The sequence below is a fragment of the Xanthomonas hortorum pv. cynarae genome (assembly GCF_002939985.1).
GTDB lineage: Bacteria > Pseudomonadota > Gammaproteobacteria > Xanthomonadales > Xanthomonadaceae > Xanthomonas > Xanthomonas hortorum_D.
The window spans coordinates 125,634-149,251 of record NZ_MDFM01000010.1 but is presented as its reverse complement, the minus strand read 5'-3'; the positions used below and the strand labels follow the sequence as shown (position 1 = coordinate 149,251).

Genomic DNA, 23,618 nt, shown 5'->3' with positions numbered 1-23,618 from the left:
CAGCATCACCACGGTGCGAGCGTGATCTTGGCTCATCGCGATCCGCTCCACCGCGAGCTCCTCGTCGGCACCTCCATCCGCGCCCCGGCCGTGACGTGGCAGGCCGCAGGCCCTACCATTCCCCTTTATCTCTTCGTATGCCCGCGCAATGAGCAAGCAGAATCAGTGGATCGTCGGCGTCAACGCCGTTGCCTCGTCGGTCGAGAACGACGCCGACAACGTGCGCGAGGTGTTGATCGAGGCCGGTAGCAAGAATCCGCGCCTGACCGAGATCGAAGAGCAGGCGCGCCGCAAGGGCATCGAGGTGCGTCGCGTCAACACGCAGGCGCTCGACGGTGTGGGTGGGCAGGTCCGCCACCAGGGCGTGGTCGCGCGGTACGCAGCGGCGCGGCTGTGGGCAGAAAACGAGCTCGAAGCCCTGGTGACGGCCGCCGAAGGACGTGCGCTGTTGCTGATCCTGGATGGCGTGCAGGACCCGCACAATCTCGGCGCCTGCCTGCGCAGCGCTGCCGCCGCCAGCGTCACTGCGGTGGTGATTCCCAAGGACAAGTCGGCCACCGTCAATGCCACCGTGCGCAAGACCTCGGCCGGTGCGGCCGACCGGATTCCGGTGGTGGCGGTGACCAATCTGGCGCGGTGCCTACGCGATCTGCAGAAGCAGGGCGTGTGGCTGTACGGCCTGGCCGGCGAAGCCGAGGCGTCGTTGTACAGCGTGGACCTGCGCGGCAATGTCGGGCTGGTGCTCGGTGGTGAGGCCGATGGCCTGCGCCGGCTCACGCGCGAGCATTGCGATGGCCTGGTCAAGATTCCGATGCCTGGCGATATCGAAAGCCTCAACGTGTCGGTGGCGGCTGGTGTGACCTTGTTCGAAGCCGTGCGCCAGCGCCTGGGCGCGTAATCGCATTCGCGCCTAGAGATATGCGCGCGGATTGATCGCCAGCCCGAAGCCGTCTCGTTCAACACGCACGCATCGCATGTACCCGCAACAATCGCGCAGTTGCGCGCACGATTGCGCAGATGTTGATCGCGATGTGTTGCCGAGCGAAGACGCAACGCTTGTGCATCAGCACTTTCGACAACACGCCTATCGATTACCGACGCGCGCATGCGTTATTGCCTACCATATCGTCAGCAAACGGCGTGTTGTGTCCGATGAATCATGGGGTGGGCGCCTGTCGTACAGGCCAGAGCACGTGCGCCGTCAGGGCGCCGGCACGAGGAGATAGACAGTGGCAGCGCTGGCTCAATGCCGGTGCCTGCCTGCTGCTGGCGTTATGCGCGTTCGCCGCGGCTGCCGCACCCGCTGCAACGGCGCAATTGCGCGACTACGCGATCGACAGCTGGAGTTCGCGCAACGGATTGCCGCACAACTCGCTGCGCGATATCGCCCAGACCCACGACGGCTACCTGTGGTTCGCCACCTGGGAAGGCCTGGTGCGCTACAACGGGCTGGAATTCAGCGTGATCGATCGCAGCACGCGCCCGGGCTTGCCCGATAACGGCGTCGGTGCGTTGTATGTCGATCGCGACGGCGCACTGTGGCTGAGCGATGCACGCGGCAATCTGGTACGTCACAGCGCCGATGGGCAATGGCGGCGCTGGGAGCGACGAGGGCAATGGCCGCAAGCGCTGATCCACGCCATGACCATGGATGCGCAAGGTCGCATGTGGTTGTTGTTCGAAGGGCACGGGCTTGGTTGCCTGTGGCCGGATGGGCGCTTCGAGTATTTCCCCCCGCGCGATGGCGTGCCGCTGCAGAGCAGCTTTCCACGCATGCTGTTTGACGACCAGGGGCGGTTGCTGATCGGCACGCTCGACGGGTTGATCTACCGCGAACTGGATGGACACATGCATCGCGCGCCTGCGGCGTTCGGCCTGTCGCCCGGCCTGGCATGGCCGTATCGCGCCCCGGACGGCACGCTGTGGGTCGTCGCGGGCGAGCAGTTGTATCGCCTGCAGGGCGAGCACGCCGAGCTGGTGCATCGCGTGCCGGGGCAGGGACACTTCACCGCGATGTTGCAGGATCGCCATGGCGACCTGTGGCTGGGCAGCGAAAACCAGGGGCTGCTGCGCATCGGCAGCCACGGTGTAGAGCATCTACCGGCCGGGCGCAGCCTGCCGACCGGGCGCATCGTCAGCCTGCGCGAGGATGCCGAAGGCAGCATCTGGGTCGGTGCCAATGGTGGCCTGTTCCGGCTGCGCGAAACCTTGTTCAGCAGCTACAGCCAGCGCGATGGCTTGAGCGGGGACTACGCCCGCGCGGTGCTGGAAGACCGCGACGGCAGTCTGTGGATCGCCAGCACCGCAGGCCTGGATCGCATGCTGCCGGACGGGAGCATCGTGCCGGTGCCGGTTGCCACTCCCTCCGGACGCAAGCTCTCGGTGCTGAGCCTGGCGCTGGATCGGCACGGCGACCTGTGGGTGGGCACCTATGCCGATGGCGTCTTCGTCCTGCGCGACGGACGCGTGCTGCGGCACTACGGCGAGGCCGAGGGCATTCCCAGCGGGCATATCCGCGCCATTGTGATCGACGACCACGCCGCCGACCACGCAGTGGTGTGGCTGGCCACGCAGCGCGGCGTGGTGAAGTTGGTGGACGGCAAGCGAGTGGCGTTGACGATCGACGGCCTGCCCGACGGTGTGGTGACCGCGCTGGCGCGCATCAATGGTGCGCTGTGGATCGGGTCGGTCGATGGCGCCTCAGTGCTGCGCAACGGCAAGCTGCAGCAGTTGGGATTGGAGCGACTTGGCGGGGCCCGCAGCGTGTTCGGTTTTCAGAGCATCGGCAACGCTGTCTGGATCTCGACCGACCGCGGCCTGTATCGGGTGCGCCAGGGCGCGCTCGCACGCGTGGGCCTGGAGCAGGGCATGCCGGTGGATACGGTGTTCCAGCTGGTCAACGACCGCCTCGGCAACGCGTGGATCAGCAGCAATCGCGGCGTCCTGCGCACCGAACTCGGCACGCTCGACGCGGTCGCCGATGGACGCGGCCAGCTCACCGTCGAACGTTATGGCGAGATCGATGGCATGGGCAACGCGCAGGCCAATGGCAGTTCCAGCCCGAGCATGATCGCGCGCGCCGACGGCTCGTTGTGGGTGGTCACTGCAGGCGGCATCAGTACGGTCGATCCATCGCGGTTGCAGCGCTTTCGCGAGCGCCGCGCGCCGCCTGCATTGATCGAGAGCGTGCAGCAGGATGGCCGCCCGCTGGCCTGGCGGCAGCAGGCAAAGCTGCCCGGCGGGCATCGCTTGAACGTGTCCTACGTCGGCATGAGTTTTCTGTTGCCGGAGCGGATCGAGTACCGCACCCGCCTGGAAGGCCTGGACAACGACTGGACCGAACGTGGCCGACAGCGCAGCGTGGAATTCATCGGATTGCCGCCCGGGCGCTATCGTTTGTACGTGGCGGCCCGGCACCCTGGCGGTGCGTGGAGTCCGCACGAGGCGATGTGGGCGTTCGAGGTCTTGCCGCTGTGGTGGCAACGCCACGACGTGCGTTTTGCGGCAGTGCTCGCTGCGCTGCTTGCGCTCGCCTTGTTGTACCGGTTGCTGTTGCATCGCTACAAGACCCACAACGCGCGCCTGGCCGAACTGGTGCGCAAACGCACCGAAGATCTGCAATTGCAGGCGCAGCGCCTGCTGCAGGCCAACCAGGAAAAGAGCGAGCTGCTGACGCGGCTACGCATCAAGTCCGACGTGTTCGAGCGCCAGGCGCACGAAGACGCACTGACCGGGCTCCCCAATCGTCGCCACTTCGACGAAGCGCTGGCGCGCGACATCAGTCGCGCACGCCGCAGTGGGCGCTCGCTGGTACTGGCGATTCTGGATATCGATCACTTCAAGCGCATCAACGACCATTACTCGCATGCCAGTGGCGATGCGGTGCTGCACGAAGTGGGTGTGCTGCTGATTGCCGCTGCACGTGCCTCGGATCTGCCGGCCCGGCTGGGCGGCGAAGAATTCGCCCTGCTGCTCGCCGACACTTCGCTGGAAGAGGCGCAGGCGCTATGCCTGCGTATCCGCGCGCTGTTCCATGCGCGTCAAGACTGGGGCGGCGTGGACGGCCTGCAAGTGACCTTTAGTGCCGGCGTGGCCGAGCTGCGCGATGACGACACCGGCTCATCACTGATGCAACGCGCCGACCATGCCTTGTACGAAGCCAAGAGTGCAGGGCGCGATCGGATCTGCGTGGGCTAGGCGCTGGGTATCGGGATTGGGGATTAGGGATTAGGGATTCGCAAAAGCGAGCTAACTAGCGATTCCCTTCTCCTACGGGAGAAGGTGCCCCGCAGGGGCGGATGAGGGTAAGGCCGCACGCAATGGCGCCGCCAAATGCAAATTTTTCAAGCAGAGGCACCCCATGCTTTTGCGAATCCCCAATCCCAGCTCAAACAGGCCCCGGCCAGGCATTGGCAATCTTGCAAAACAACCGCGCAGTCTGCTCGGTGTCGTACACCGCGCTATGCGCATCGGCCGCATTCCAGTCCAGGCCCGCAGCTTGCGCCGCGCGCGCCAGCACGGTCTGCCCGTACGCCACACCGGCCAAGGTCACGGTGTCGAACACGCTGAACGGATGGAACGGATTGCGTTTGTGGCCAACGCGCGCGACTGCGGCGTTGAGGAAGTTCAGATCGAAATGCGCGTTGTGGCCGACCAGGATCGCGCGCTGGCAGCCGTACTTCTTCACCGCTGCACGCACTGGTGCGAACACATGATCCAGCGCGTCTTTCTCCTGCTTGGCGAAGCGGAACGGGTGGTCGAGCACGATGCCGGTGATTTCCAGCGACTTCGGGTCGATCTCCAGGCCCGGCGCCGGCACCAGATGTGCGCTGGCGGTGTCGCCCGGAAAAAAGCGACCTTCGGCATCCATTTCGATCGGCACGCAGGCGATTTCCAGCAGCGCATGTTTGTTCCAGTCGAATCCACCGGTTTCCACATCCACCACCACGGGCAGATAGCCGCGAAAGCGCCGCGACATGGGCAAAAAGGAGGAAGCAGGCTGCAGGTCGACCGGTTCGTTCATCGGCATAGCCTAGCAGGTCGCACGCCGTGCTCGATCGTGGCCGTGTGCCGGCCGCACATGCCCTGTGGGCAAAGCGCTGCGGCAAACAAAAGCCCGACCCGTGTTGCCACGGATCGGGCCTGCTTGACGACGCGTTCAAGAATCCGCGTTAGCGGCCGGCGACCACGCTTGCGATCAGGCCGGTGGCTACTGCAATCAGCACGTAGGTGTTGTCCACCTGGCGCCATTCGTGCCCGCGCGGCGGCTTGTTCAGATGATGCTTGTGGTAATCGGCGACGCGATTGCCGCGATGGTCCGGCGCCAGGCGCTCGCCGCGCCGGTACGGCGGGCCGCGGCGGTCGTTGCGGTGATCGTCGTTATGGGTGCTGCGGCGATCGTCGCGCTTGTCGTCGTGCCTGTCATTACGATGGTCGTCGTGGCGGTCGTTGCCGCGATCATCGTGACGCTGCGCAGCGCGGTCGCGATCATGATCGCGGTCATCGTGTTGCTGAGGCGCAGCGAACGCTGCAGCGGAGGTCAGCAGCGACAAAGCCATGAGAGATCCAATGATGCGTTTCATCTGCGTACTCCTGCGTCACAGGAACGGCCTGTGTGATTTCACCCTAGGCTTGATTAGCTGAATACGTAATGAAATAAAGCGCTGCGGCCTATTCCTGGGCTGTCGGCGGAGGCCGTCGGCGTCTTGAATCAGATCACGCGAGTAGTGTCGTCGCTCTTCACTCGCGGCGGCAGCGGCTGCTCGCCATGCACCAGGAACCACACGTTCTCGGCGATGTTGGTGGCGTGGTCGCCGATGCGCTCCAGATTCTTGGCCATGAACAGCAGATGCGTGCAGGGAGTGATGTTGCGCGGGTCCTCCATCATGTAGGTCAGCAATTCGCGAAACAGCGCGGTGTACTGCGCGTCCAGGCGTGCATCTTCATCGCGTACGCGAATCGCCGCATCGGCATCCTTGTTGCGATAGGCCTGCACGGCTTCGCGCACGGCATGCGCGGCCATCTGGCCCAGCGCACGCAGGCCCACGGTCTGTGGCAGCGGCGGTGCGGAGTTGAGCGCGATCGAGCGCTTGGCGACGTTGGCCGCGTAATCGCCGATGCGTTCGATGTCGGCAGGAATACGCAGGCCGGCCAGGATCTCGCGCAGGTCGCGCGCCATCGGACCGCGCAACGCCAGGCGCATCACGTCGTGACTGATCGCATGCTCCAGCGCATCGATCGCTTCGTCGTTGACCACGATGCGATGTGCGGCGTTGTCGTCGCGACGCTCAACCACATCCAGCGCGGCTTCCAGCTGCGCCACCGCCGTGTCGCCCATGCGCACGATCTCGGCGACAAGACGGTGCTGCTCCTCGTCGTAGCTTTTGACGATATGGTCGTTGAGGTGCTGGTTCATCGTGATCTCGATTCGTGGCAGTGGTGGATGTCCGCCGTCACCTTGGCGACATCGCACGTGATGTTGATGTCGTGCCGGGCGGTGCGACGGAGCTGCGTCAATGCGGCGTTGCGATGTCTGGCGCTACATCAGCCGAAACGACCGGTGATGTAATCCTCGGTTTGCTGCTTGGACGGCTGGGAAAAGATCGTTTCGGTGCGGTCGTGTTCGATCAGGTCGCCCAGATACATGAAAGCGGTGTAGTCGGACACGCGCGCGGCCTGCTGCATGTTGTGGGTCACGATCACGATGGTGTATTCGCGCTTGAGTTCTTCCACCAGCTGCTCGATGCGGCTGGTGGAAATCGGATCCAGCGCCGAGGTCGGTTCGTCCAGCAACAACACATCCGGTCGCAGTGCCACCGCACGTGCGATGCACAGCCGCTGCTGCTGACCACCGGACAGACCCAGTGCGCTTTGCCCCAGCTTGTCCTTGACCTCGTCCCACAGCGCACCTTGACGCAGCGCCTGCTCGACACGGTTCTGCATGTCGGCCTTGGACAGTTTTTCGTGGTGGCGAATGCCGTAGGCGACGTTTTCGAAGATCGTCATCGGAAACGGCACCGGCTTCTGAAACACCATGCCGACCTTGCTGCGCAGCCGGTTCATCGGGTACTTGGGCGAGAGGATGTTTTCACCGTCCAGCAGCACTTCGCCGCGCGCTTCCATCTTCGGATACAGCGCATAGATGCGATTGAAGATGCGCAGCAAGGTCGACTTGCCGCAACCCGAAGGCCCGATCAGCGCAGTGACGCGCTTTTCCGGAATCTCGATGTTGATGCTCTTGAGCGCGTGGTACTTGTCGTAATAGAAATCCAGATTGCGTGCGGCCACCTTCACCGGCGCCTGCGCCGTCGGCGCCCCCTTGGCGGCCGGAACAGCGATGCGATGCATCGGCTTGGCGTTTTGGAGATCGTTCATGTCGGGTGTCCGGAAGGAAAGGTCAGTCATTGGAAATCTTGTTGCGCAATAGCAGCGCGCGTGCGCCCAGGCTCACCAACAACACGAACGCGGTCAGTACCAGTGCGCCGGACCAGGCCAGGGTCTGCCAGGTCTCGTAGGGGCTGCCGGCGAACTGATTCATGATCACCGGCACGCTGGCCATCGGCTGAAAGATATTGCTGTTCCAGTATTGATTGCCGAAGGCGGTGAACAGCAGTGGCGCGGTCTCGCCGCTGATGCGTGCCAGCGCCAGCAGGATGCCGGTGAGAATGCCGGCCGAGGCGGCGCGATACAGCACCTGCACGGTGACCTTCCACTGCGGGATGCCGAGCGACAACGCCGCTTCGCGCATCTGCGCCGGCACCAGACGCAACATTTCGTCGGTGGTCCGCACCACCACCGGCAGCACGATGAAGGCCAGCGACAACGCACCGGCAAACGCCGAGAAGCGCCCGCCGGTCTGCATCACGTACAGCGTGTAGACGAACAGGCCCAACACGATCGACGGCGCCGACAACAGGATGTCGTTGACGAAACGCACCACCAAACCGGTCTTGCGCGCATTGCCGTATTCGGCCAGCCAGGTACCGGCGGCAATGCCGAGCGGGGTGCCGATCGCCAGCGCCAGGCCGCACATCACCGCACTGCCGAAGAAGGCGTTGAGCAAACCACCTTCCTGCATCGGCGGCGGTGTCATCTTGGTAAACAAATTGAGGTCGATGCCCGGCACGCCCTTGGACAACAAGGTCCACAGGATCCAGGCCAGGAAGAACAGGCCGAATAGCGCAGTGACGCACGACAGCAGCAGCGCCACCACATTGATCACGCGGCGGCGGTTGTAGAGGGATTGCGAGACCGAGGACATCAGTTGCCCTCCCGACGCGACAGCTGCATCAGCATGAAGCGCGCAATCGCCAGCACGATGAAGGTCACGATGAACAAGACAAAGCCGAGCAGCAACAACGCCGAGCGGTAGGTTTCGGTGGCCTCGCCGAAGTCATTGGCGATCAAGGCAGCGATGGTGGTGCCAGGCTCCAGCAGCGACGGCGACAGCCGCACCGTGTTGCCGACCACGAATGCCACCGCCATGGTTTCGCCCAGCGCACGGCCCAGGCCCAGGAACACACCGCCGATCACGGCGGAGCGGGTATAGGGCAGCACGATGTCCCAGCTGACTTCCCACTTGGTCGATCCCAGCGCATAGGCTGATTCCTTCAAACGCGTGGGCACGGTGAGAAACACTTCGCGCATCACCGAAGAGATAAACGGAATCACCATGATCGCCAGCACGAAGCCTGCGGTCAGCAACCCGATCCCCAGCGGCGGGCCCTGAAACAACGGGCCGATCAACGGCAGCGTGCCCAGGTGATCGTTGAGCCAGGGCGTCACGTGCTCGGTCATCACCGGCACCAGCACGAACAGGCCCCACATGCCATAGATGATCGACGGGATGCCGGCCAGCAATTCGATCGCGGTACCCACCGGACCGCGCAACCAGCGCGGCGCCACTTCGGTGAGGAAGAATGCGATGCCGAAACTCACCGGCACCGCAATCACCATCGCGATCAACGCGGTGACCAGGGTGCCGTAGATCGGCGCCAGTGCACCGTATTTGTTTTCCACCGGATTCCAGTCGGCGGAATAGAAAAAGCTCAGGCCCTGCATCTGCAAGGCATGGCGTCCGCCCCACAGCATCGACAGCGCGGCGCTGCCGAGCGCCAGCAGGACGAAAACGACCGTGGCGGCCAGCGCAAGCTTGAACAGACGATCGGCACGCGCATCGCGCAGATCGCGGCCGCGTGGTGCGGTCATCGCTTCGGGAATGGCGGTGGCATTCATTCGATTGGACTCGTCACCCGCGCAATCGCGGGAGCGTGAGACAACAGGAACGGCGAGGCGCCCGCAGGCACCTCACCGCAGCGCAACCCGCCACAACAGCGGGTGCAGGGCATCACTTGAACTCGCTGGCCCAGTAGGCCTGGATCTGCTTCACCAGCTCCGGCGGCAGCGGCACGTAATGCAGTTCGCTGGCCTGGGTCTGGCCGTTTTCCAGCGCCCACTTGAAGAACTCCAGCGTCGCCTTGCTGCGCACCGCATCCTTGGGCTGCTTGTGCATCAGCATGAAGTTGGTGGCGGTGATCGGCCAGGCCTTCTCGCCCGGTGCATTGGTGATCACCAGATTGAAGTCCTTGGCATTGGCCCAGTCGGCGCTGGCGGCCGCGGCGGCGAAGCTTTCCGCATTCGGCTCCACCCACTGGCCGGCTGCATTCTGCAGCGAGGCGTAGGGCATCTTGTTCTGCAGGGCATAGGCCAGTTCGACATAGCCGATCGAACCCTTGATCTGCTGCACGTACGAGGCAACACCTTCATTGCCCTTGCCGCCGACGCCGCCCGGCCACTGCACGGAGGTGCCTTCGCCGACCTTGCTCTTCCACTCCGGGCTGACCTTGGACAGGTAGTTGGAGAAGTTGAAGGTGGTGCCCGAGCCATCAGAGCGATGCACCAGGTTGATCTTGGTCGCCGGCAGGGTCACGCCCGGGTTGGCCGCGACAATCGCCGCGTCGTTCCACATCGTGACCTTGCCCAGAAAGATGTCGCCCAGCAGCGCGCCGGTCAGACGCAGCTTGCCCGGGGCGATGCCTTCCAGATTGATCACCGGCACCACGCCGCCGATCGCCGACGGGAACTGGCCCAGACCTGCCTGGGCAAGCTCGGCGCTGTCCAGCGGCTTGTCGGTCGAACCGAAGTCCACCGTGCCGGCCTTGATCTGCGCAATACCGCCGCCGGAGCCGATCGATTGGTAATTGACCTTGTTGCCGGTGGCGGCGTTGTAATCGGCCGACCACTTGGACACCAGCGGGTAGATGAAGGAGGCACCGGCGCCGGAGATTTCAGCGATCTTGCTGTCCCCGGCGGTGGCGCCTGCGCTGGGAGCGCCCTTGGCGGTGTCGCCGGACTGCGCATCCTTGCCGCCGGGCGAACACGCGGCCAGGGCGAGGGCGATGGTGAGAGACAGGGCGGTCAGGCTGGCCGACTGCAGTTTCATGGAAGCTCCGAGGCTGGATTGGCCGGGTGTCCGGCAGGCGACGCTATGAAATGATGTTTTTGTTACACACGCATGACAGTGCCTCCTGGCGAAGGCATCACAAAAAAGACGCGACCCCGAAAGGGCCGCGTCCCGGTGCCGACGCCGGGGAGAGAGACGGCGTCGTTCCTGTTGCTATGGCTCTCTCTTTACTTGGGCAGATTCTTGGCCCAGTAGCCTTCGATCTGGGTCACCAGGCTGTCCGGCAGCGGCACGTAGTCCAGCTGCTTGGCCTGGGCATCGCCCTTGCTGTAGACCCAACGGAAGAAGTCCAGCGTGTTCTTGAGGCCTTCCGGGCTCTTGGGCTTTTTCTGAACCAGGATGAAGTTGGTGGCGGTGATCGGCCAGGCGTTGTCGCCGGCGGCGTTGGTCATCACCAGATAGAAGTCCTTGCTGTTGGCCCAGTCGGCGCTGTTGGCAGCGGCGGCGAAGGTCTCATCGGACGGCTGCACGAACTTGCCGGCAGCGTTCTTCATCGCGGTATAGGCCATCTTGTTCTGCAGCGCATACGACAGCTCGACATAGCCGATGCCGCCCTTGATCTGCTTGACGTAGGCGGCCACGCCCTCATTGCCCTTGCCGCCGATGCCGGTCGGCCACTGTACCGCGGTGCCTTCACCGACCTTGCTCTTCCAGTCCGGGTTGACCTTGGACAGGTAGTTGGTGAAGTTGAAGCTGGTGCCCGAACCGTCCGAGCGATGCACCACGGTGATCTTGCCCTCGGGCAGCTTCATGCCCGGGTTGAGCGCGGCGATGGCCGGATCGTTCCAGGTGCTGACCTTGCCAATGAAGATGTCGCCCAGGGTCTTGCCATCCAGCTTGAGCGCACCGGGTGCGATGCCCGCCACGTTGACCACCGGCACCACGCCGCCGATCACCGCCGGGAACTGCGCCAGACTGGCCGCTGCCAGTTCTTCCGGCTTGAGCGGCGCATCGGACGAGCCGAAGTCCACACTGGCCGCCTTGATCTGGGCAATGCCGCCGCCCGAACCGATCGATTGGTAGTTGACCTGCTTCTTGGTGGCCGCGTTGTAGTCGGCCGACCACTTGGACATCACCGGGTAAATAAACGACGCACCGGCGCCGGTGACATCGGCGGCCTGGGCGCACAGCGCCAGCGAGGCGGCAAGCACGCCCACGGCCAGACGGGTCTTCAAAGAGTGGATCACGGAACAGCTCCTGTAGCGAAGGGATAAGGACGTCCCGCGTGCATGCCATTGCAGGGCAGGGGCATGACCGCGCGATGTCGGAGAGATGACATGACCATGACGGCGTTGCGCTGACGCGCTTTGCCGGGTGTGGCGAAGGCGGTTGCCGCCGCCGCGCGCTCAGCCAAGAACGCCGCGGCGGCCGAACCGTTGCTCACTTACCAATAGAACTGCGCACGTGCCTCGATGATCGACGGGTTGTCGTCGACCAGGCCACGCGTGGCGCTGCTGTAACGGGTGCTCTCCACCTTCGCGTAGTCCAGCGCGAACTTGAAGTTGGAGCGCCAGTACCAGTTGGCGCCGATCGTCCACACATCCATCTTGCCGCCCAGCACGCCGTCCACGAACGGGGTGCTGCCATTGGAAACCAGGTGGCCGTCGTTGAGGTCCAGCGTGTCGTAGCGCACCGCCAGCTGCCACAGGCCGGAGGCCGGCGCGTTCGGCAGCGGGGTGGTCGGCACGCCGGCCTTGTAGCCCCAGGTCTCGCCGGTGATGTTCCAGACGCCGCTGACATACCAGCCATCGCTCTTGTAATCGTTGGCGTTGTTGCCGATGCGCTTGGCGTTTTCCTGGAAGAATTCGCTCTGCAGCTTGAACGGGCCGGTGATCCACATCGCCTCGGCACCGGCCACACCCACGCTGTCCACGTTGGTGATGGCGCCGCTGTCGATCAGGCGGATGGTGGTCAGGTCGGCGTCCGGACGCGCGCGCAGGCGCAGGGTGTCGTCATCGGTGTCGTAGCCCAGATAGCTGAGGCCGAAGTGCAGCACGTTTCCGCTTTCGTTGATCGGCGCCCAGGTGCCGCGCGCGCCGTAGCCGCTGCCATGAGCCTGGTTACGGGTCAGTTCGCGGCCGAACGCACTGGCAGTGATGCTCCAGTTGTTGTCGCCCATGCCGTAGGCCACGCCCAGCCGGCGCGAGATGCCGTAGGTATTGGTCACCGCGGCCTTGGAGACGAAATCGTTGTTCTTGGTACTGGAGAGTTCTTCCAGGCTGTTGGGCTGCTTGAACTGACCGATCTGCAGGTAGTTGTTGGCGTTGCCGGCGAACTTGTACTTGATGTTGTTGTCGAGGAAACGCCCGGTGCTGCGGATGGTGGTGCCGCGGATGGTGACTTCCTTCAGCACGCTCGGGTCATACCCGGCCACCCACTCGAAGTTGCCCGGGCCCTTGCCCTTGAGCACCAGCTCGGCGCGACGGATGCTGAATTCGGAATTGTCGCCGTTGGCGCCGATCGGGCCATTGAGGTCCTGCACATCGTTGTGGAACCAGTTGCCGTCGGCCTGGACCAGGCCTTCCAGCGAGACTTCGGAGCCGCCGATCACATCGATGGCGATTTCGGCATGCGCAGCGGGCGCGGCCAGCGCCAGCAACAAGGCCGAGCCAAGCAGGGTAGGAGAAAGTTTCATGGGTGCCTTGCGACCTGAGGAGAAAGTGAGCGCAGGCTAGGGCGTGAAAGTTGCGTTAATGTGACAACTTCGGACTGCATCGCAATTTGATTTTTTCCAATAAAGACAAAGATTTACGAGTTTTTAAACTTTGTCAGTGTGTGTCATAAGTCTGAACGACGGCCGGTTTATGACAGTTGCGATAGCGCTTCTTTACTTGCCGCTGGCGGGCTCAAGCTTATGGCGACCTGAATCGATGCCGTGAAATGCCGACCAATCAAGCGCTTTGTGCGTCGCACCACTTGCGCAGGCGCGTTCTAAATTGTTAGTTTCGAGGGCATGTTTCCTCGATTCCTCCAATTGCTGTTGGTCTGCCTACTCGCGCTCACCGCGTGGTCGGTAGCCAATGCGCACGATCGCATCCACGATGCGCTTGTGGGCGATGGCTTGGCGGTGATGGTGGATGCTGGCGAAGAACGTGACGCAGCCGAAGATTTGCAGGACGACGGGGACGCACAGACCCAGGTCGATACCCATTCTGCAGACGACATCCCCTTGCTCTCCCAAGCATGGCCGGTGGTCGCACGCTATTTTCCCTCTTGGTACGCGCACTACGCGCCGGCATCTCAAAAACGCGACCTGATTCCGCAACTGCGTCCTCCTAACGCACTGCGCGCCTGATCCTTCGTTTGTCGCGTCAACCGGTGCTGCGCACCGGACTTATTTGATTTGTTCGTCTTTGCACTTCGCGGTTTGCGCCGTGGATTGCCATCCGTTGCCTAGAGGTATCTCCCATGCAAAGCTTGCTAGATGGTTTTCGTCATTTCCGTAAGGAAGTGTATCCGCGCCAGAGTGCGCGCTTTCAGGAATTGGCCGGTGGCCAGAGTCCGCACACGTTGTTCATTACGTGCGCCGATTCGCGCGTCATGCCGGAGCTGATCTTCTCCGCCCAACCTGGCGAATTGTTCGTCTATCGCAACATCGGCAACGTCGTGCCGCCTTACTCGCAACACGTCAGCGGCGTTGTCGCTGCGATCGAGTACGCCATCGCCGTGCTGGGTGTGCGTCATATCGTGATCTGCGGCCATACCGATTGCGGCGCCATGAAGGCAGTGCTCAAGCCGGAATCGCTGGAAGATGTGCCGTCCGTGGCGGCGTGGCTCAAGCACACCGACTCGGCGCGCCATGTCACCGCCCATCACGGCCACGATCCGCACAGTCAGGATGCGCTGGACTGCATGACCGAAGAAAACGTGGTCTCGCAGCTGGACCATCTGCGGACGCAGCCGGTGGTTGCGGCACGTCTGGCCGCTGGCACCTTGCGTATCCACGGCTGGATCTACGACATCGCCCATGGCGAGATCCGCGCCTTCGATGCCGAGAAGGGTGGCTTCCGTCCGTTGTTGGCGGAAAACACCCCCGAAGCCACCCCACGTCCGCGACTGCAGCAAGTCGTGCGCGCTGAACTGGCCTGATGGAGCACATCATGAACACATCAGGTATCGGCGGATATTTCCGTCAGGGACTGTTCGGGCGTGATTTATTGGCGTCTGTCGTTGTCTTCCTCGTCGCGCTCCCGTTGTGTATGGGCATTGCGATCGCATCCGGCATGCCGCCGGCCGCAGGTCTGATCACCGGCATCATCGGTGGTCTGGTCGTTGGCTTTGTGGCGGGTTCTCCGTTGCAGGTGAGTGGGCCTGCCGCCGGCCTGGCTGTGTTGGTGTTCGAGTTGGTCCGGGAGCACGGCATCGCCGCGCTCGGGCCGGTGATCCTGTTGGCCGGTGCGATTCAGCTGGTCGCCGGTCTGTGCCGTGCAGGCGTGTGGTTCCGCATGACATCGCCGGCCGTGGTGGCCGGCATGTTGTCCGGTATCGGCATCCTGATCGTGGCCTCGCAGGCGCATGTGTTGATGGATGCCGCACCCAAGGCCCGCGGTCTGGAAAACTTCGCTGCACTGCCGGCCGTGTTGTGGCAGGCGATCAGCGAAGGCACCGGTCGAACCGCCTTGTTCGTGGGTCTGGCCACCATCGGCATCATCCTGGCGTGGGACAAGCTGCGTCCGCAGCGTCTGCGGTTCCTGCCGGGTGCGTTGATCGCGGTGGTGGCGGTCACGGCTGCAGTGCAGTTGCAGGGTTTGAACGTCGCCAAGGTCGATGTACCGACCAACCTGTTCTCTGCGATCAGCATCCCCAGCATCTCGGACATCTTCGGCGTGTTCAACGCGACCTTGCTGGTGTCTGCGGTGACGTTTGCCTTCATCGCCAGCGCAGAAACCTTGCTGTCGGCGGCAGCGGTGGATCGCATGCATCAGGGCGCACGCACCAACTACGACCGTGAACTGGCGGCGCAGGGTGTGGGCAATATGTTGTGCGGTTTCCTGGGCGCATTGCCGATGACCGGCGTGATCGTGCGTAGTGCGGCCAACGTGCAGGCCGGTGCGGCCACGCGCATGTCCACGGTGCTGCATGGCGGTTGGCTGTTGGTGTTCGCGATGCTGCTGCCGTGGCTGTTGCGGATGACGCCGGTGGCGTGTCTGGCCGGCATCCTGGTCTACACGGGCGTGAAGATGATCAAGATCGGGCAGGTCAAGGAGCTGGCGACCTATGGTCGTGGCACCGCGGCGATCTACCTGGCGACCACCTTTGCGATCGTGGCGACCGACCTGCTGACCGGCGTGCTGATCGGCTTCGGTCTGTCGCTGTTCCGTCTGGCCCTGCATTCTTCGCGCCTGAAGGTGGACGTGCGTGAGCACGAGCACAAGAAGGACGAGATGCATCTGACCCTGCAGGGTTCGGCAACGTTCCTGAAGGTGCCGGCGATGGCGCGGACGCTGGAAAGCGTGCCGCCCAATACCGCACTGCATCTGGACGTGGCCAAGCTGCACCACGTCGACCACGCCTGCATCGAATTGCTGCGCGACTGGAGCCGGAATGCGGCCTCGCGCGGCTGCGAGTTGGTGGTGGACTGGAACGAGCTGGATCGACGCGTGGAAGGTCAGCCAACGGTGGAAAGCGTGCTGGTCGAACAGCGTGTCGAACAAGCCAAGGCGGCGTAAACCTGCTGCAAACCGCCCGGCGTTCGCGCCGGGTGACCCCTGTCGTGACCGGATGATGCATGGCGCCGTAAGACGCATCATCCGGTCGCGATTTTTTTTCGGCCGGGATTCGGGATTCGGGATTTGGGAGTGGAGATTCGTAAAAAGCCTGGGTTTGCGGTGCCGATACGATGCAACTGGTGCGACTGGGCGCTGCGCAGTCGTCGATGGTTTTGCTAGATCAGCCACGTTTGAGTGGGAGTGCGTCAGCTGCGCAAAGGTGCTGGCCGCTCGGCAGACGCCACGGTCTTGTCGCGATAGCGGCACAGGTCGTGGATCACACAGGCCGGGCAATCCGGTTTGCGTGCCTTGCAGACGTAGCGGCCATGCAGGATGAGCCAGTGATGCGCGTCGTGCAGAAACTCCGCAGGAATGACCTTCACCAGTTTGTCTTCGACCACGCGCACGTCCTTGCCCGGCGCAAGTCCGGTGCGGTTGGCCACGCGGAAGATATGCGTGTCCACCGCCATGGTGGGCTCGCCGAATGCGGTATTGAGCACTACGTTCGCGGTCTTGCGGCCGACGCCGGGCAATGCTTCCAGCGCAGCGCGGTCGTGCGGGACTTCGCCAGCGTATTGCTCGAGCAAAATACGACAGGTAGCGATGACGTTCTTGGCCTTGGCGTTGAACAGACCGATGGTGGCGATGTAGCGCTTCAGGCCTTCTTCGCCGAGATCGAGAATATCGCGCGGCGTATTGGCAACCGGGTACAGCTTGCGGGTGGCCTTGTTGACGCCGACGTCGGTGGCTTGCGCCGAAAGCAGCACGGCGATCAATAACTCGAACGGGGTGGTGTATTCCAGCTCGGTAGTCGGGTGCGGGTTGAGTTCGCGCAGGCGCTCGAACATTTCCTGCACTTCGGGCTTGTGCATGATGCTGCCGCGACGTGCCGGCAGGGTGGGGCGGATCGCGTTCATGGCTGTGTTCCACCTGCGGCCTTGGCCTTGGCGCGCGCCAGGATGGCGGCCGCCAACGGCGGCAATGCGGCAGCGACGGGTTGGCTGGGTGCTGGTGCGGGCGTGCGGCGAGCATCGCGTTCGGCAGCGCGGCGCTGCAGGCGCGCGGCGCGTGCGCGGTAGCGTTCGCGCGCGGCCCAGGCGTCACGCAGGCGCTGTTGTGCGGCGAGCAATACCACGCTCACCTGCGGGCAGGCCGCATCCAGCAGGTCGTCGCGTGGATCGGGCAGGTACTCCATCAGGCCGAGCGCCAGCGCGCCGTCTAGATCGTCGGCTTGCACGCAGTCGAATAGTTGCAGCGGCAGGGGACGTGATACCGGTATGGGGTCAGACGTCATGGCGAATCTATCAGCGATTGAGAAAGTGTGCGGGGCGTTTTTCGAGAAAGGCGCGGGTGCCTTCGCGCATGTCGTCGCTGGCGAACAACAGCGCAAATTGTGCGGTTTCCAGCTGCAGACCTTCTTCGATCGCGCATTCGCCGCCGAACACCACCGCATCCAGAATGCCGAGCAATGCGAGCGGTGCAGCAGCGGCCAGGCGTTGTGCCAAGGCGAGTGTTTCTTCCTGCAGCGCCTCCGGCTCGACCACGCGGTTGAGCAGGCCCAGCTGCAATGCGCGTGCTGCATCGATCGGCTGGCCGAGCAGACACAGTTCCAGCGCAGCAGCACGACCGGTCAGGCGCAACAGCCGCTGGGTGCCGCCAAAGCCGGGGATCAGGCCGAGATTGATTTCGGGCTGCCCCAGGCGTGCAGTGGCTGCGGCAATGCGCAGATGGCAGGCCATGGCCAGCTCCAGTCCGCCGCCCAGCGCAAAACCATTGATCATCGCGATCACCGGTTTGGGCATGCGCTCGATCCGGCGCATCAGCTGCTGGCCGAGCAGCGAGAACTCGCGCCCCTGCATCGCCGACAGATCGCGCATTTCGGCGATATCCGCGCCGGCCACGAAGGCTTTCGGGCCCGCGCCGGTGAGAACCACCACGCGCACGTCATCTGCGCTGGCGGCATCCTGGAACGCCTGATCCAGCGCCCGCATCGTGTCCTGGTTCAAGGCGTTCAGTTTGTCCGGTCGATTGACCGTGATCGTCCGTACACTGGCGTGGTCGGCGATCAGAATGACGTGATTGGACATGGAAATCCTTGCGAACGTAAAAAATTAGTAAATACGGAACTTCCGAAAGCCTTGCTGGTCATAGCTTTCGTGATAAGTAGCGGTTCGGTATCGCGGCCGCTATCCTAGCGCGTCATCTCAGGCGGCAGACCCGTCCTGTGCCACCACCCTGGAGAATTGTTTGATGAAGTTGCGTTCTATCGCGGTCGCTGTGGCGGCCCTGGCCCTGACGGGCAATGCACTGGCCCAGGACACAACGTCCGAGAAAGGCAAGTTGAGCTACTACTTCGGCTATGACTACGGCAACAACCTTGCCGAGCTCACCGGTCGCGGCGAGCAGCTCGACATCAATGCGGTGGTGAAGGGTCTGCAAGACGCCTATGCCAAGAAGCAGCCGTCGATCACTGCCGATCAGCTGAAGCCGGCCGTCGAGGCGTTCCAGAAGCGTGAGCAGGGCCGTGCCCAGCAGGCCAAGGCCGAGTATGACAAGGCTGCTGCCGCCAACAAGACCAAGAGCGACCAGTTCCTGGCCAAGAACAAGGGCACCGCTGGCGTGCAGACGCTGCCGAGCGGCGTGCAGTACCGCGTGATCGAAGCCGGCAAGGGCGCCAAGCCGACCCAGGCCAGCACCGTGCAGCTGGAAGTGGCCGGTCCGTTCCCCTTCGGCGATCGCGAGAAGGCACGTCCGGCGCAGCAGATTCCGACCATCAAGGTCAGCGAAGTCGAGATGCAGGCCATGCGCGATACGCTGCTTCAGATGCCGGCCGGCTCGAAGTGGGAAGTGACCTTGCCGCCGGAGAAGGCCTACGGTGCCGACCCGCGTACGCCGTTCCCGCCGAACGTGGCTGTGCAGTTCGAGATCAAGCTGGTCAGCGTCAAGTAATTGCGTTTGATGTTGCTGCGACAACGCCGGCCACCAGGCCGGCGTTGTCGTTTGGGTCCACCGGACATGCGCGAGCGCAAAATTCGGTTGGAGGTCTTGACGATGCGGGGCGGCAGGAGCGAGCGATGACCGACACCGATTCGAACGACGGCAGTCTGCCCAGCCCATGTATCGGTGTATGTTCGTTGGACGCGCAGTCGCACTGTGTCGGCTGCCTGCGCAGCCTGGATGAAATTGCACGCTGGATGAGCATGAGCGACGCCGAACGCCGGACATATCTGCAGACGGTTCTGCCTGCGCGCGAATTGGCGGCGCGGCTGCCCGAATGCGCGCAGCTGCGGCGTGCGCTGTATCCGCTGGACACCGCGCCCGATGGGCCGGGTTGGAACCATGCCGAATTGATCGATCTGACCGAAGGCGGCGCCTCTGCCGAAGCGGCGGTGTTGTGCGGTCTGATTCCACGCGAGCACGGCAGCATGGTGCTGTTGACCCGACGCACCGACAGCCTGCGCCATCACGCCGGGCAGGTCAGTTTTCCCGGTGGGCGGATCGAGCCTTCCGATGCCGATGCGGCGGCTGCGGCGCTGCGCGAGAGTTGCGAAGAAATCGCGCTCGGCGCAGATCAAGTGCATGCATTGGGTTATCTGGATCCGTTTTTGACCGTGAGCGGGTTTCGCGTGACGCCGGTGGTTGCGGTGATCGACCCGGCGTTTGTGGCGGTGCCGCAGCCGGACGAAGTGGCCGATGTGTTCGAGGTGCCGTTGGCGTATCTGATGGACCCGGACAATCTGCGCAGCGTGGAGCTGGAGTTCCGCGGCCGGCCACGCCGTGTGCTCGAATACGATTGGCCGGGCCAGCGTATCTGGGGCGCGACCGCTGCCATTCTTCTCAATCTTCGTCGTCGCCTGGAGCAGGTTGCATGAGTGTTGATCCCGACTGGACCACGCTGGTCGATAGCGCCACCTTGGCGGCCGCGTTGCACCATCCACAGCTACGGCTGCTGGACGCCCGCGCCGCGCCGCCGACTGCGCCGGACCCGGATGCAGCGCGCAACGCGTATGCGCAGGGACATTTGCCGGGCGCACATTACGCCGATCTCAATGACGATCTGGCCGATCTGTCGCGGCCTGGTCAGGGGCGGCATCCGCTGCCGCACAGCGCGGCCTTCGCCAAGCGGCTGGGCGAATGGGGTATCGATCCGGACAGTCAGGTCGTGGTCTACGACGCTGCCGACGGCAGCATGGCCGCCGCGCGTGCGTGGTGGATGCTGCGATTGATGGGGCATCGTCGCGTGGCGGTACTGGATGGCGGATTGGCCGCGTGGCGCGCTGCCGGATTGCCGGAACGTATCGAGCCGCCTGCATTGCACGCTGGCGCGGCGTATCCGGGCAGCTTCGATAACGCTGCGGTGGTCGAGGCCGAGCAACTTTTGGCGCGTCTGGATCAGGCGCCGGGATGGCTGCTGGATGCGCGTGCCGGCGAGCGTTTTCGCGGCGAGGTGGAGCCGGTCGATCCGGTGGCCGGGCATGTGCCTGGTGCGGTGAGTCGCCCATTGGGTGTTAGCCTGCGCGATGGCCGTTTCAAGCCGGCAGACGAATTACGTGCGGAGCTGTCTGCGCTGCTGGGTGCAACTCCACCCGAGCACGCGGTGGTGATGTGCGGATCGGGCGTGACTGCCTGCCATTTGCTGCTGGCATTGGAAGTGGCCGGTCTGTCTGGCGCGCGTGTCTACGCCGGCTCGTGGAGCGGCTGGTTGCGGGACCCGGCACGTCCGGTCGCGACCACTGCCTGACCGATTGCAGGCACAATAGCGACAGGAACGGTGACCTGTGGGGACGCAGGTTCGCTGCGCGGAGCGCAGTTTCTCGCAGTGTTGGGTGACTCATGCGGTTGCAGTTACAGATCGGCGCGCTCTGCGTTGCGGCGTGGTTGATGGCCGCGTGTTCGGCGGGTTCGACCACTGGCGTCAACGATGCGCGTCTGGCCGGTCGTGGACAAAGCGACGCGCGCGCGGTGTATCAGGTCGAGCTTGAGCGTGCGCGGGCACAGCGTCTGACGCGTTTGCGTGCGCCCGATGGCTGGCTGAGCTACACCGGCTCCGGGCGCGTGCGTGCTGGTCAGTACCGCGTGGGCAGCGATCCGCAGAGCGACATCGTGTTGCCGGCCGGTCCCGCGCAGTTGGGGCAGCTGACGCTGGACACCGATGGCCGTGTGCACTTTGAAGCGGCCGCCGGTGCGCCGGTGACATTGAACGGGCAGCGCATCGATCGCGTCATGTTGGAACCGGAGCGTGCAGGGCAGCGTGGCGATCGCCTGGACGTGGAGGGCCGGCAGTTCTATCTGGTGCAGACCGGCAGTTTGTTCGGCTGGCGTTTTCGCGATCCGGCTGCGCCGGCGCTGACCCAAGTCGATGGGCTGGACTATTTCCCAACCGATCCACGGTGGCGCCTCCAGGCGCGCTGGGAGGCCTATTCCACGCCACGCACGACCACCTTGTTGACCTCGATCGGCACCCCGCTCACGGTCGATATACCGGGCGAGGCGGTGTTTTCGCGCCATGGCCACGAGTACCGCTTGCAGGCGCTGGCGCAGGAGGGTGGGGAGGGCCTGTTTTTCCTGTTCGCCGACCGCACCAGCGGCAAGGAAAGTTATGGCGGTGCGCGTTATCTCTACACCGCTGCGCCACTCGACGGCCGCATCGTGCTGGACTTCAATCTGGCCGAAAATCCGCCCTGCGCGTTGACGCCGCACGTGGTCTGCCCGATCGCGCCACCGGAAAATCGGCTGGATGTCGCAGTGAATGCAGGCGAGAAAACCTATCGCGCGCCGGAGCGCTGAGCGCCGCGCTTAGCGGGGTGTGTGCGACCACGTCACTGCCGCTTCGATGCGCGGCCATGGAAACATGGGGCCGGGGTCGAGCTTGCGTTGAATCTTGCGCGATGGATCGTCGCTGGCCGCTTCCTGGGTGGTGTCCAGTGCCTGATGACCGGCGATGCGGCTGATCGATGGCAGCTGCTGTTGCAGCCATTGCAGCAGGGTGATCAGCGCGACGATTTGCGCGTTGGGATAGGGCTCGGTCATGACCTGGTAACGCGAGTCCAGCCAATGCGGATAGCGGCCGCTATTGACCAGTTCGATGCCCAGCGTATGCGGGTTATGGCCGCGCACGTGATGGGCCACGCGTTCGAGTGCGACGTATTGCTGGATGCTGCCGTTGCGGTCGATGTAGTAATGCCCGCTGTTGCCGGTGCCGCTGTCGTAGAGCACGCGTTCGCCATATTCACGCGCCATTGCCATGTCGGGCAATTCGGTACAGTGGATGACCACCATGTCGATCTGTGTGAGCGCACGTCGCGCCAGCCGGGATTCGTAGGACAACGGCGCGTAGGTGATCGGCGGAGACGGAAGGACGGCATCGGACATGGGGCGGATGCTAGCATTCGACGATGGCTTTGAATCCCGACAGCCCTTTGGGCAAATTGATGTCAACGCTGCCGCAGATCGGTCAGGTGACCTGGATCGGTGTACGCCCGGCACGCGACGTGGACATGATCGCGGTGGATGCGGCGCAGGCCACCACCGGCATTGGCTTGGTGGGCGACCGCTACAAAGGCGGCAGCGGCAAGCGGGGCGTGACCTTGATCCAGGCCGAGCATCTGCCGGCGATTGCAGCGCTGGCTGGCTACGCGACCATCGCGCCGGCCACGTTGCGGCGCAATCTGGTGGTATCCGGCATCCCGCTGACCGCCTTGAAAGGGCGGCGCTTCCGCATCGGCGATGTCGAGCTGGAAGGCACCGACCCCTGCGACCCGTGCTCGCGCATGGAAGATGCGCTGGGCGCGGGCGGCTACAACGCGATGCGCGGGCATGGCGGGCTGTGCGCGCGCATCCTGCGTGGCGGCGTGCTGCGCATCGGCGATACGGTGCAGGCGCTATGAGCCGCGGTCATTGCATCCTGTCGCACGGGTTCGAAAGTGGCCCCGACGCGTTGAAAGTCACCGCACTGGCCGACGTCGCCGAGCAGTTGGGCTGGACCCACGAGCGCCCGGACTACACCGATCTGGACGCGCGCCGTGAGGTGAGTTCGCTCGGTGATGTGCAAGGCCGGCTGCAACGCCTGCTGGAGATCGCGCGTGCAGCGGCCGACAAGGGCCCGTTGGTGCTGGTCGGTTCCAGCCTGGGCTCGTATATCGCCGCCCAGGCGTCGTTGCAGGTGCCAACGCGTGGGTTGTTTCTGATGGTGCCGCCGACCAGGATGGGGCCATTGCCGGCGCTGGATGCGGCGGCCGTGCCGATTTCGATCGTGCATGCCTGGCGCGATGAATTGATTCCTGCTGCCGATGTGATCGCCTGGGCGCAGGCGCGCAATGCGCGCTTGTTGCTGGTGGACGACGAACATCGGTTGGCGGCGCATGTGGACGCGTCGGCGCGTGCCTTCGCCGAACTGTTGCAGAGTCTGTGATGCGTCCGCACCTGATTGCGTGCTGCATGCGGAGTTG

At 64.0% G+C, this 23,618-nt stretch carries 24 protein-coding genes; 11 read left to right on the top strand and 13 right to left on the bottom strand.

From position 1 onward, the window contains the following. Positions 1-148: 148 nt before the first annotated feature. Positions 149-898 (top strand): 23S rRNA (guanosine(2251)-2'-O)-methyltransferase RlmB, encoded by a 750-nt coding sequence (gene rlmB, locus XcyCFBP4188_RS09345; RefSeq protein WP_006450313.1) that lies wholly within the window; start codon positions 149-151, stop codon positions 896-898. A 254-nt stretch (positions 899-1,152) separates the two neighbouring features. After that, positions 1,153-4,197, top strand: coding sequence for a ligand-binding sensor domain-containing diguanylate cyclase (locus XcyCFBP4188_RS09340; protein ID WP_043908586.1), 3,045 nt, complete (start codon positions 1,153-1,155; stop codon positions 4,195-4,197). A gap of 190 nt (positions 4,198-4,387) precedes the next feature. Here XcyCFBP4188_RS09340 and rnt read toward each other — a convergent pair whose 3' ends face one another. From rnt to XcyCFBP4188_RS09295, 9 genes are all read right to left on the bottom strand, one after another. Further along, positions 4,388-5,029, bottom strand: coding sequence for a ribonuclease T (gene rnt, locus XcyCFBP4188_RS09335; protein ID WP_006450311.1), 642 nt, complete (start codon positions 5,027-5,029; stop codon positions 4,388-4,390). 142 nt (positions 5,030-5,171) lie between these two features. Further along, the gene (locus XcyCFBP4188_RS09330) at positions 5,172-5,582 is read right to left on the bottom strand and encodes an RcnB family protein (RefSeq protein WP_043908578.1); all 411 of its coding nucleotides are present in this window, start codon (positions 5,580-5,582) and stop codon (positions 5,172-5,174) included. Between the two features lie 128 nt (positions 5,583-5,710). After that, positions 5,711-6,415: a phosphate signaling complex protein PhoU gene (phoU, locus tag XcyCFBP4188_RS09325; protein ID WP_006450309.1), complete on the bottom strand. Its 705-nt coding sequence runs from the start codon at positions 6,413-6,415 to the stop codon at positions 5,711-5,713. A gap of 128 nt (positions 6,416-6,543) precedes the next feature. Then, positions 6,544-7,374, bottom strand: a complete 831-nt coding sequence (gene pstB / locus XcyCFBP4188_RS09320) for a phosphate ABC transporter ATP-binding protein PstB (protein WP_023903589.1) — start codon at positions 7,372-7,374, stop codon at positions 6,544-6,546. A gap of 22 nt (positions 7,375-7,396) precedes the next feature. Continuing rightward, entirely contained in the window at positions 7,397-8,260 is an 864-nt protein-coding gene (gene pstA / locus XcyCFBP4188_RS09315; RefSeq protein WP_006450307.1) for a phosphate ABC transporter permease PstA, read from the bottom strand. Beyond that, a complete protein-coding gene (gene pstC / locus XcyCFBP4188_RS09310; RefSeq protein WP_006450306.1) occupies positions 8,260-9,234 on the bottom strand; it encodes a phosphate ABC transporter permease subunit PstC in 975 nt (324 codons plus the stop codon). Before pstC ends, pstA begins: the two co-directional genes overlap by 1 nt. A 112-nt stretch (positions 9,235-9,346) precedes the next feature. Continuing rightward, positions 9,347-10,441 carry a phosphate ABC transporter substrate-binding protein PstS gene (gene pstS, locus XcyCFBP4188_RS09305; RefSeq protein ID WP_006450305.1) on the bottom strand — a complete coding sequence of 365 codons (1,095 nt, stop codon included), beginning with the start codon at positions 10,439-10,441 and terminating at the stop codon, positions 9,347-9,349. Between the two features lie 188 nt (positions 10,442-10,629). Further along, positions 10,630-11,649, bottom strand: a complete 1,020-nt coding sequence (pstS, locus tag XcyCFBP4188_RS09300; RefSeq protein WP_104591984.1) for a phosphate ABC transporter substrate-binding protein PstS — start codon at positions 11,647-11,649, stop codon at positions 10,630-10,632. A gap of 197 nt (positions 11,650-11,846) precedes the next feature. Next, positions 11,847-13,097 (bottom strand): OprO/OprP family phosphate-selective porin, encoded by a 1,251-nt coding sequence (locus XcyCFBP4188_RS09295; RefSeq protein ID WP_006450303.1) that lies wholly within the window; start codon positions 13,095-13,097, stop codon positions 11,847-11,849. 339 nt (positions 13,098-13,436) lie between these two features. Between XcyCFBP4188_RS09295 and XcyCFBP4188_RS09290 the strand changes: the two genes are divergently transcribed. From XcyCFBP4188_RS09290 to XcyCFBP4188_RS09280, 3 genes are all read left to right on the top strand, one after another. Beyond that, positions 13,437-13,757 carry a hypothetical protein gene (locus XcyCFBP4188_RS09290; protein ID WP_172839303.1) on the top strand — a complete coding sequence of 107 codons (321 nt, stop codon included), beginning with the start codon at positions 13,437-13,439 and terminating at the stop codon, positions 13,755-13,757. A gap of 113 nt (positions 13,758-13,870) precedes the next feature. Then, positions 13,871-14,551 carry a carbonic anhydrase gene (locus XcyCFBP4188_RS09285; RefSeq protein WP_006450301.1) on the top strand — a complete coding sequence of 227 codons (681 nt, stop codon included), beginning with the start codon at positions 13,871-13,873 and terminating at the stop codon, positions 14,549-14,551. Between the two features lie 11 nt (positions 14,552-14,562). Beyond that, a complete protein-coding gene (locus XcyCFBP4188_RS09280) occupies positions 14,563-16,131 on the top strand; it encodes a SulP family inorganic anion transporter (RefSeq protein ID WP_043908599.1) in 1,569 nt (522 codons plus the stop codon). Positions 16,132-16,376: 245 nt separating this feature from the next. Here XcyCFBP4188_RS09280 and nth read toward each other — a convergent pair whose 3' ends face one another. Genes nth through XcyCFBP4188_RS09265 form a run of 3 tightly spaced genes read right to left on the bottom strand, consistent with a single transcriptional unit; the run spans position 16,377 to position 18,257 of the window. Next, on the bottom strand, positions 16,377-17,087 hold the full coding sequence (nth, locus tag XcyCFBP4188_RS09275; protein ID WP_006450299.1) for an endonuclease III: 711 nt from the start codon (positions 17,085-17,087) through the stop codon (positions 16,377-16,379). Further along, the gene (locus XcyCFBP4188_RS09270) at positions 17,084-17,464 is read right to left on the bottom strand and encodes a hypothetical protein (RefSeq protein ID WP_043908569.1); all 381 of its coding nucleotides are present in this window, start codon (positions 17,462-17,464) and stop codon (positions 17,084-17,086) included. The genes nth and XcyCFBP4188_RS09270 overlap by 4 nt, the downstream gene beginning before the upstream one ends. 10 nt (positions 17,465-17,474) lie before the next feature. Next, positions 17,475-18,257, bottom strand: coding sequence for an enoyl-CoA hydratase-related protein (locus XcyCFBP4188_RS09265; protein ID WP_104591983.1), 783 nt, complete (start codon positions 18,255-18,257; stop codon positions 17,475-17,477). Between the two features lie 163 nt (positions 18,258-18,420). Here XcyCFBP4188_RS09265 and XcyCFBP4188_RS09260 point away from each other — a divergent pair, with 163 nt between their 5' ends. From XcyCFBP4188_RS09260 to XcyCFBP4188_RS09245, 4 genes are all read left to right on the top strand, one after another. Beyond that, positions 18,421-19,119: an FKBP-type peptidyl-prolyl cis-trans isomerase N-terminal domain-containing protein gene (locus tag XcyCFBP4188_RS09260; RefSeq protein ID WP_104591982.1), complete on the top strand. Its 699-nt coding sequence runs from the start codon at positions 18,421-18,423 to the stop codon at positions 19,117-19,119. A gap of 125 nt (positions 19,120-19,244) precedes the next feature. After that, a complete protein-coding gene (locus tag XcyCFBP4188_RS09255) occupies positions 19,245-20,042 on the top strand; it encodes a CoA pyrophosphatase (RefSeq protein ID WP_104591981.1) in 798 nt (265 codons plus the stop codon). Further along, positions 20,039-20,911: a sulfurtransferase gene (locus tag XcyCFBP4188_RS09250; protein ID WP_104591980.1), complete on the top strand. Its 873-nt coding sequence runs from the start codon at positions 20,039-20,041 to the stop codon at positions 20,909-20,911. The genes XcyCFBP4188_RS09255 and XcyCFBP4188_RS09250 overlap by 4 nt, the downstream gene beginning before the upstream one ends. 92 nt (positions 20,912-21,003) lie before the next feature. After that, positions 21,004-21,957, top strand: coding sequence for a DUF1684 domain-containing protein (locus XcyCFBP4188_RS09245; RefSeq protein WP_006450293.1), 954 nt, complete (start codon positions 21,004-21,006; stop codon positions 21,955-21,957). Between the two features lie 9 nt (positions 21,958-21,966). On the opposite strand, the gene XcyCFBP4188_RS09240 is transcribed toward XcyCFBP4188_RS09245, so the two are convergent. Beyond that, complete coding sequence (locus XcyCFBP4188_RS09240) at positions 21,967-22,542, bottom strand: N-acetylmuramoyl-L-alanine amidase (RefSeq protein WP_006450292.1); 576 nt, start codon at positions 22,540-22,542, stop codon at positions 21,967-21,969. A gap of 23 nt (positions 22,543-22,565) precedes the next feature. On the opposite strand from XcyCFBP4188_RS09240, the gene XcyCFBP4188_RS09235 reads away from it, so the two are divergent. Both XcyCFBP4188_RS09235 and XcyCFBP4188_RS09230 read left to right on the top strand, forming a co-directional pair. Then, positions 22,566-23,057, top strand: a complete 492-nt coding sequence (locus XcyCFBP4188_RS09235; protein WP_006450291.1) for an MOSC domain-containing protein — start codon at positions 22,566-22,568, stop codon at positions 23,055-23,057. Next, complete coding sequence (locus tag XcyCFBP4188_RS09230) at positions 23,054-23,581, top strand: alpha/beta hydrolase (RefSeq protein WP_006450290.1); 528 nt, start codon at positions 23,054-23,056, stop codon at positions 23,579-23,581. Before XcyCFBP4188_RS09235 ends, XcyCFBP4188_RS09230 begins: the two co-directional genes overlap by 4 nt. Positions 23,582-23,618 lie beyond the last annotated feature (37 nt).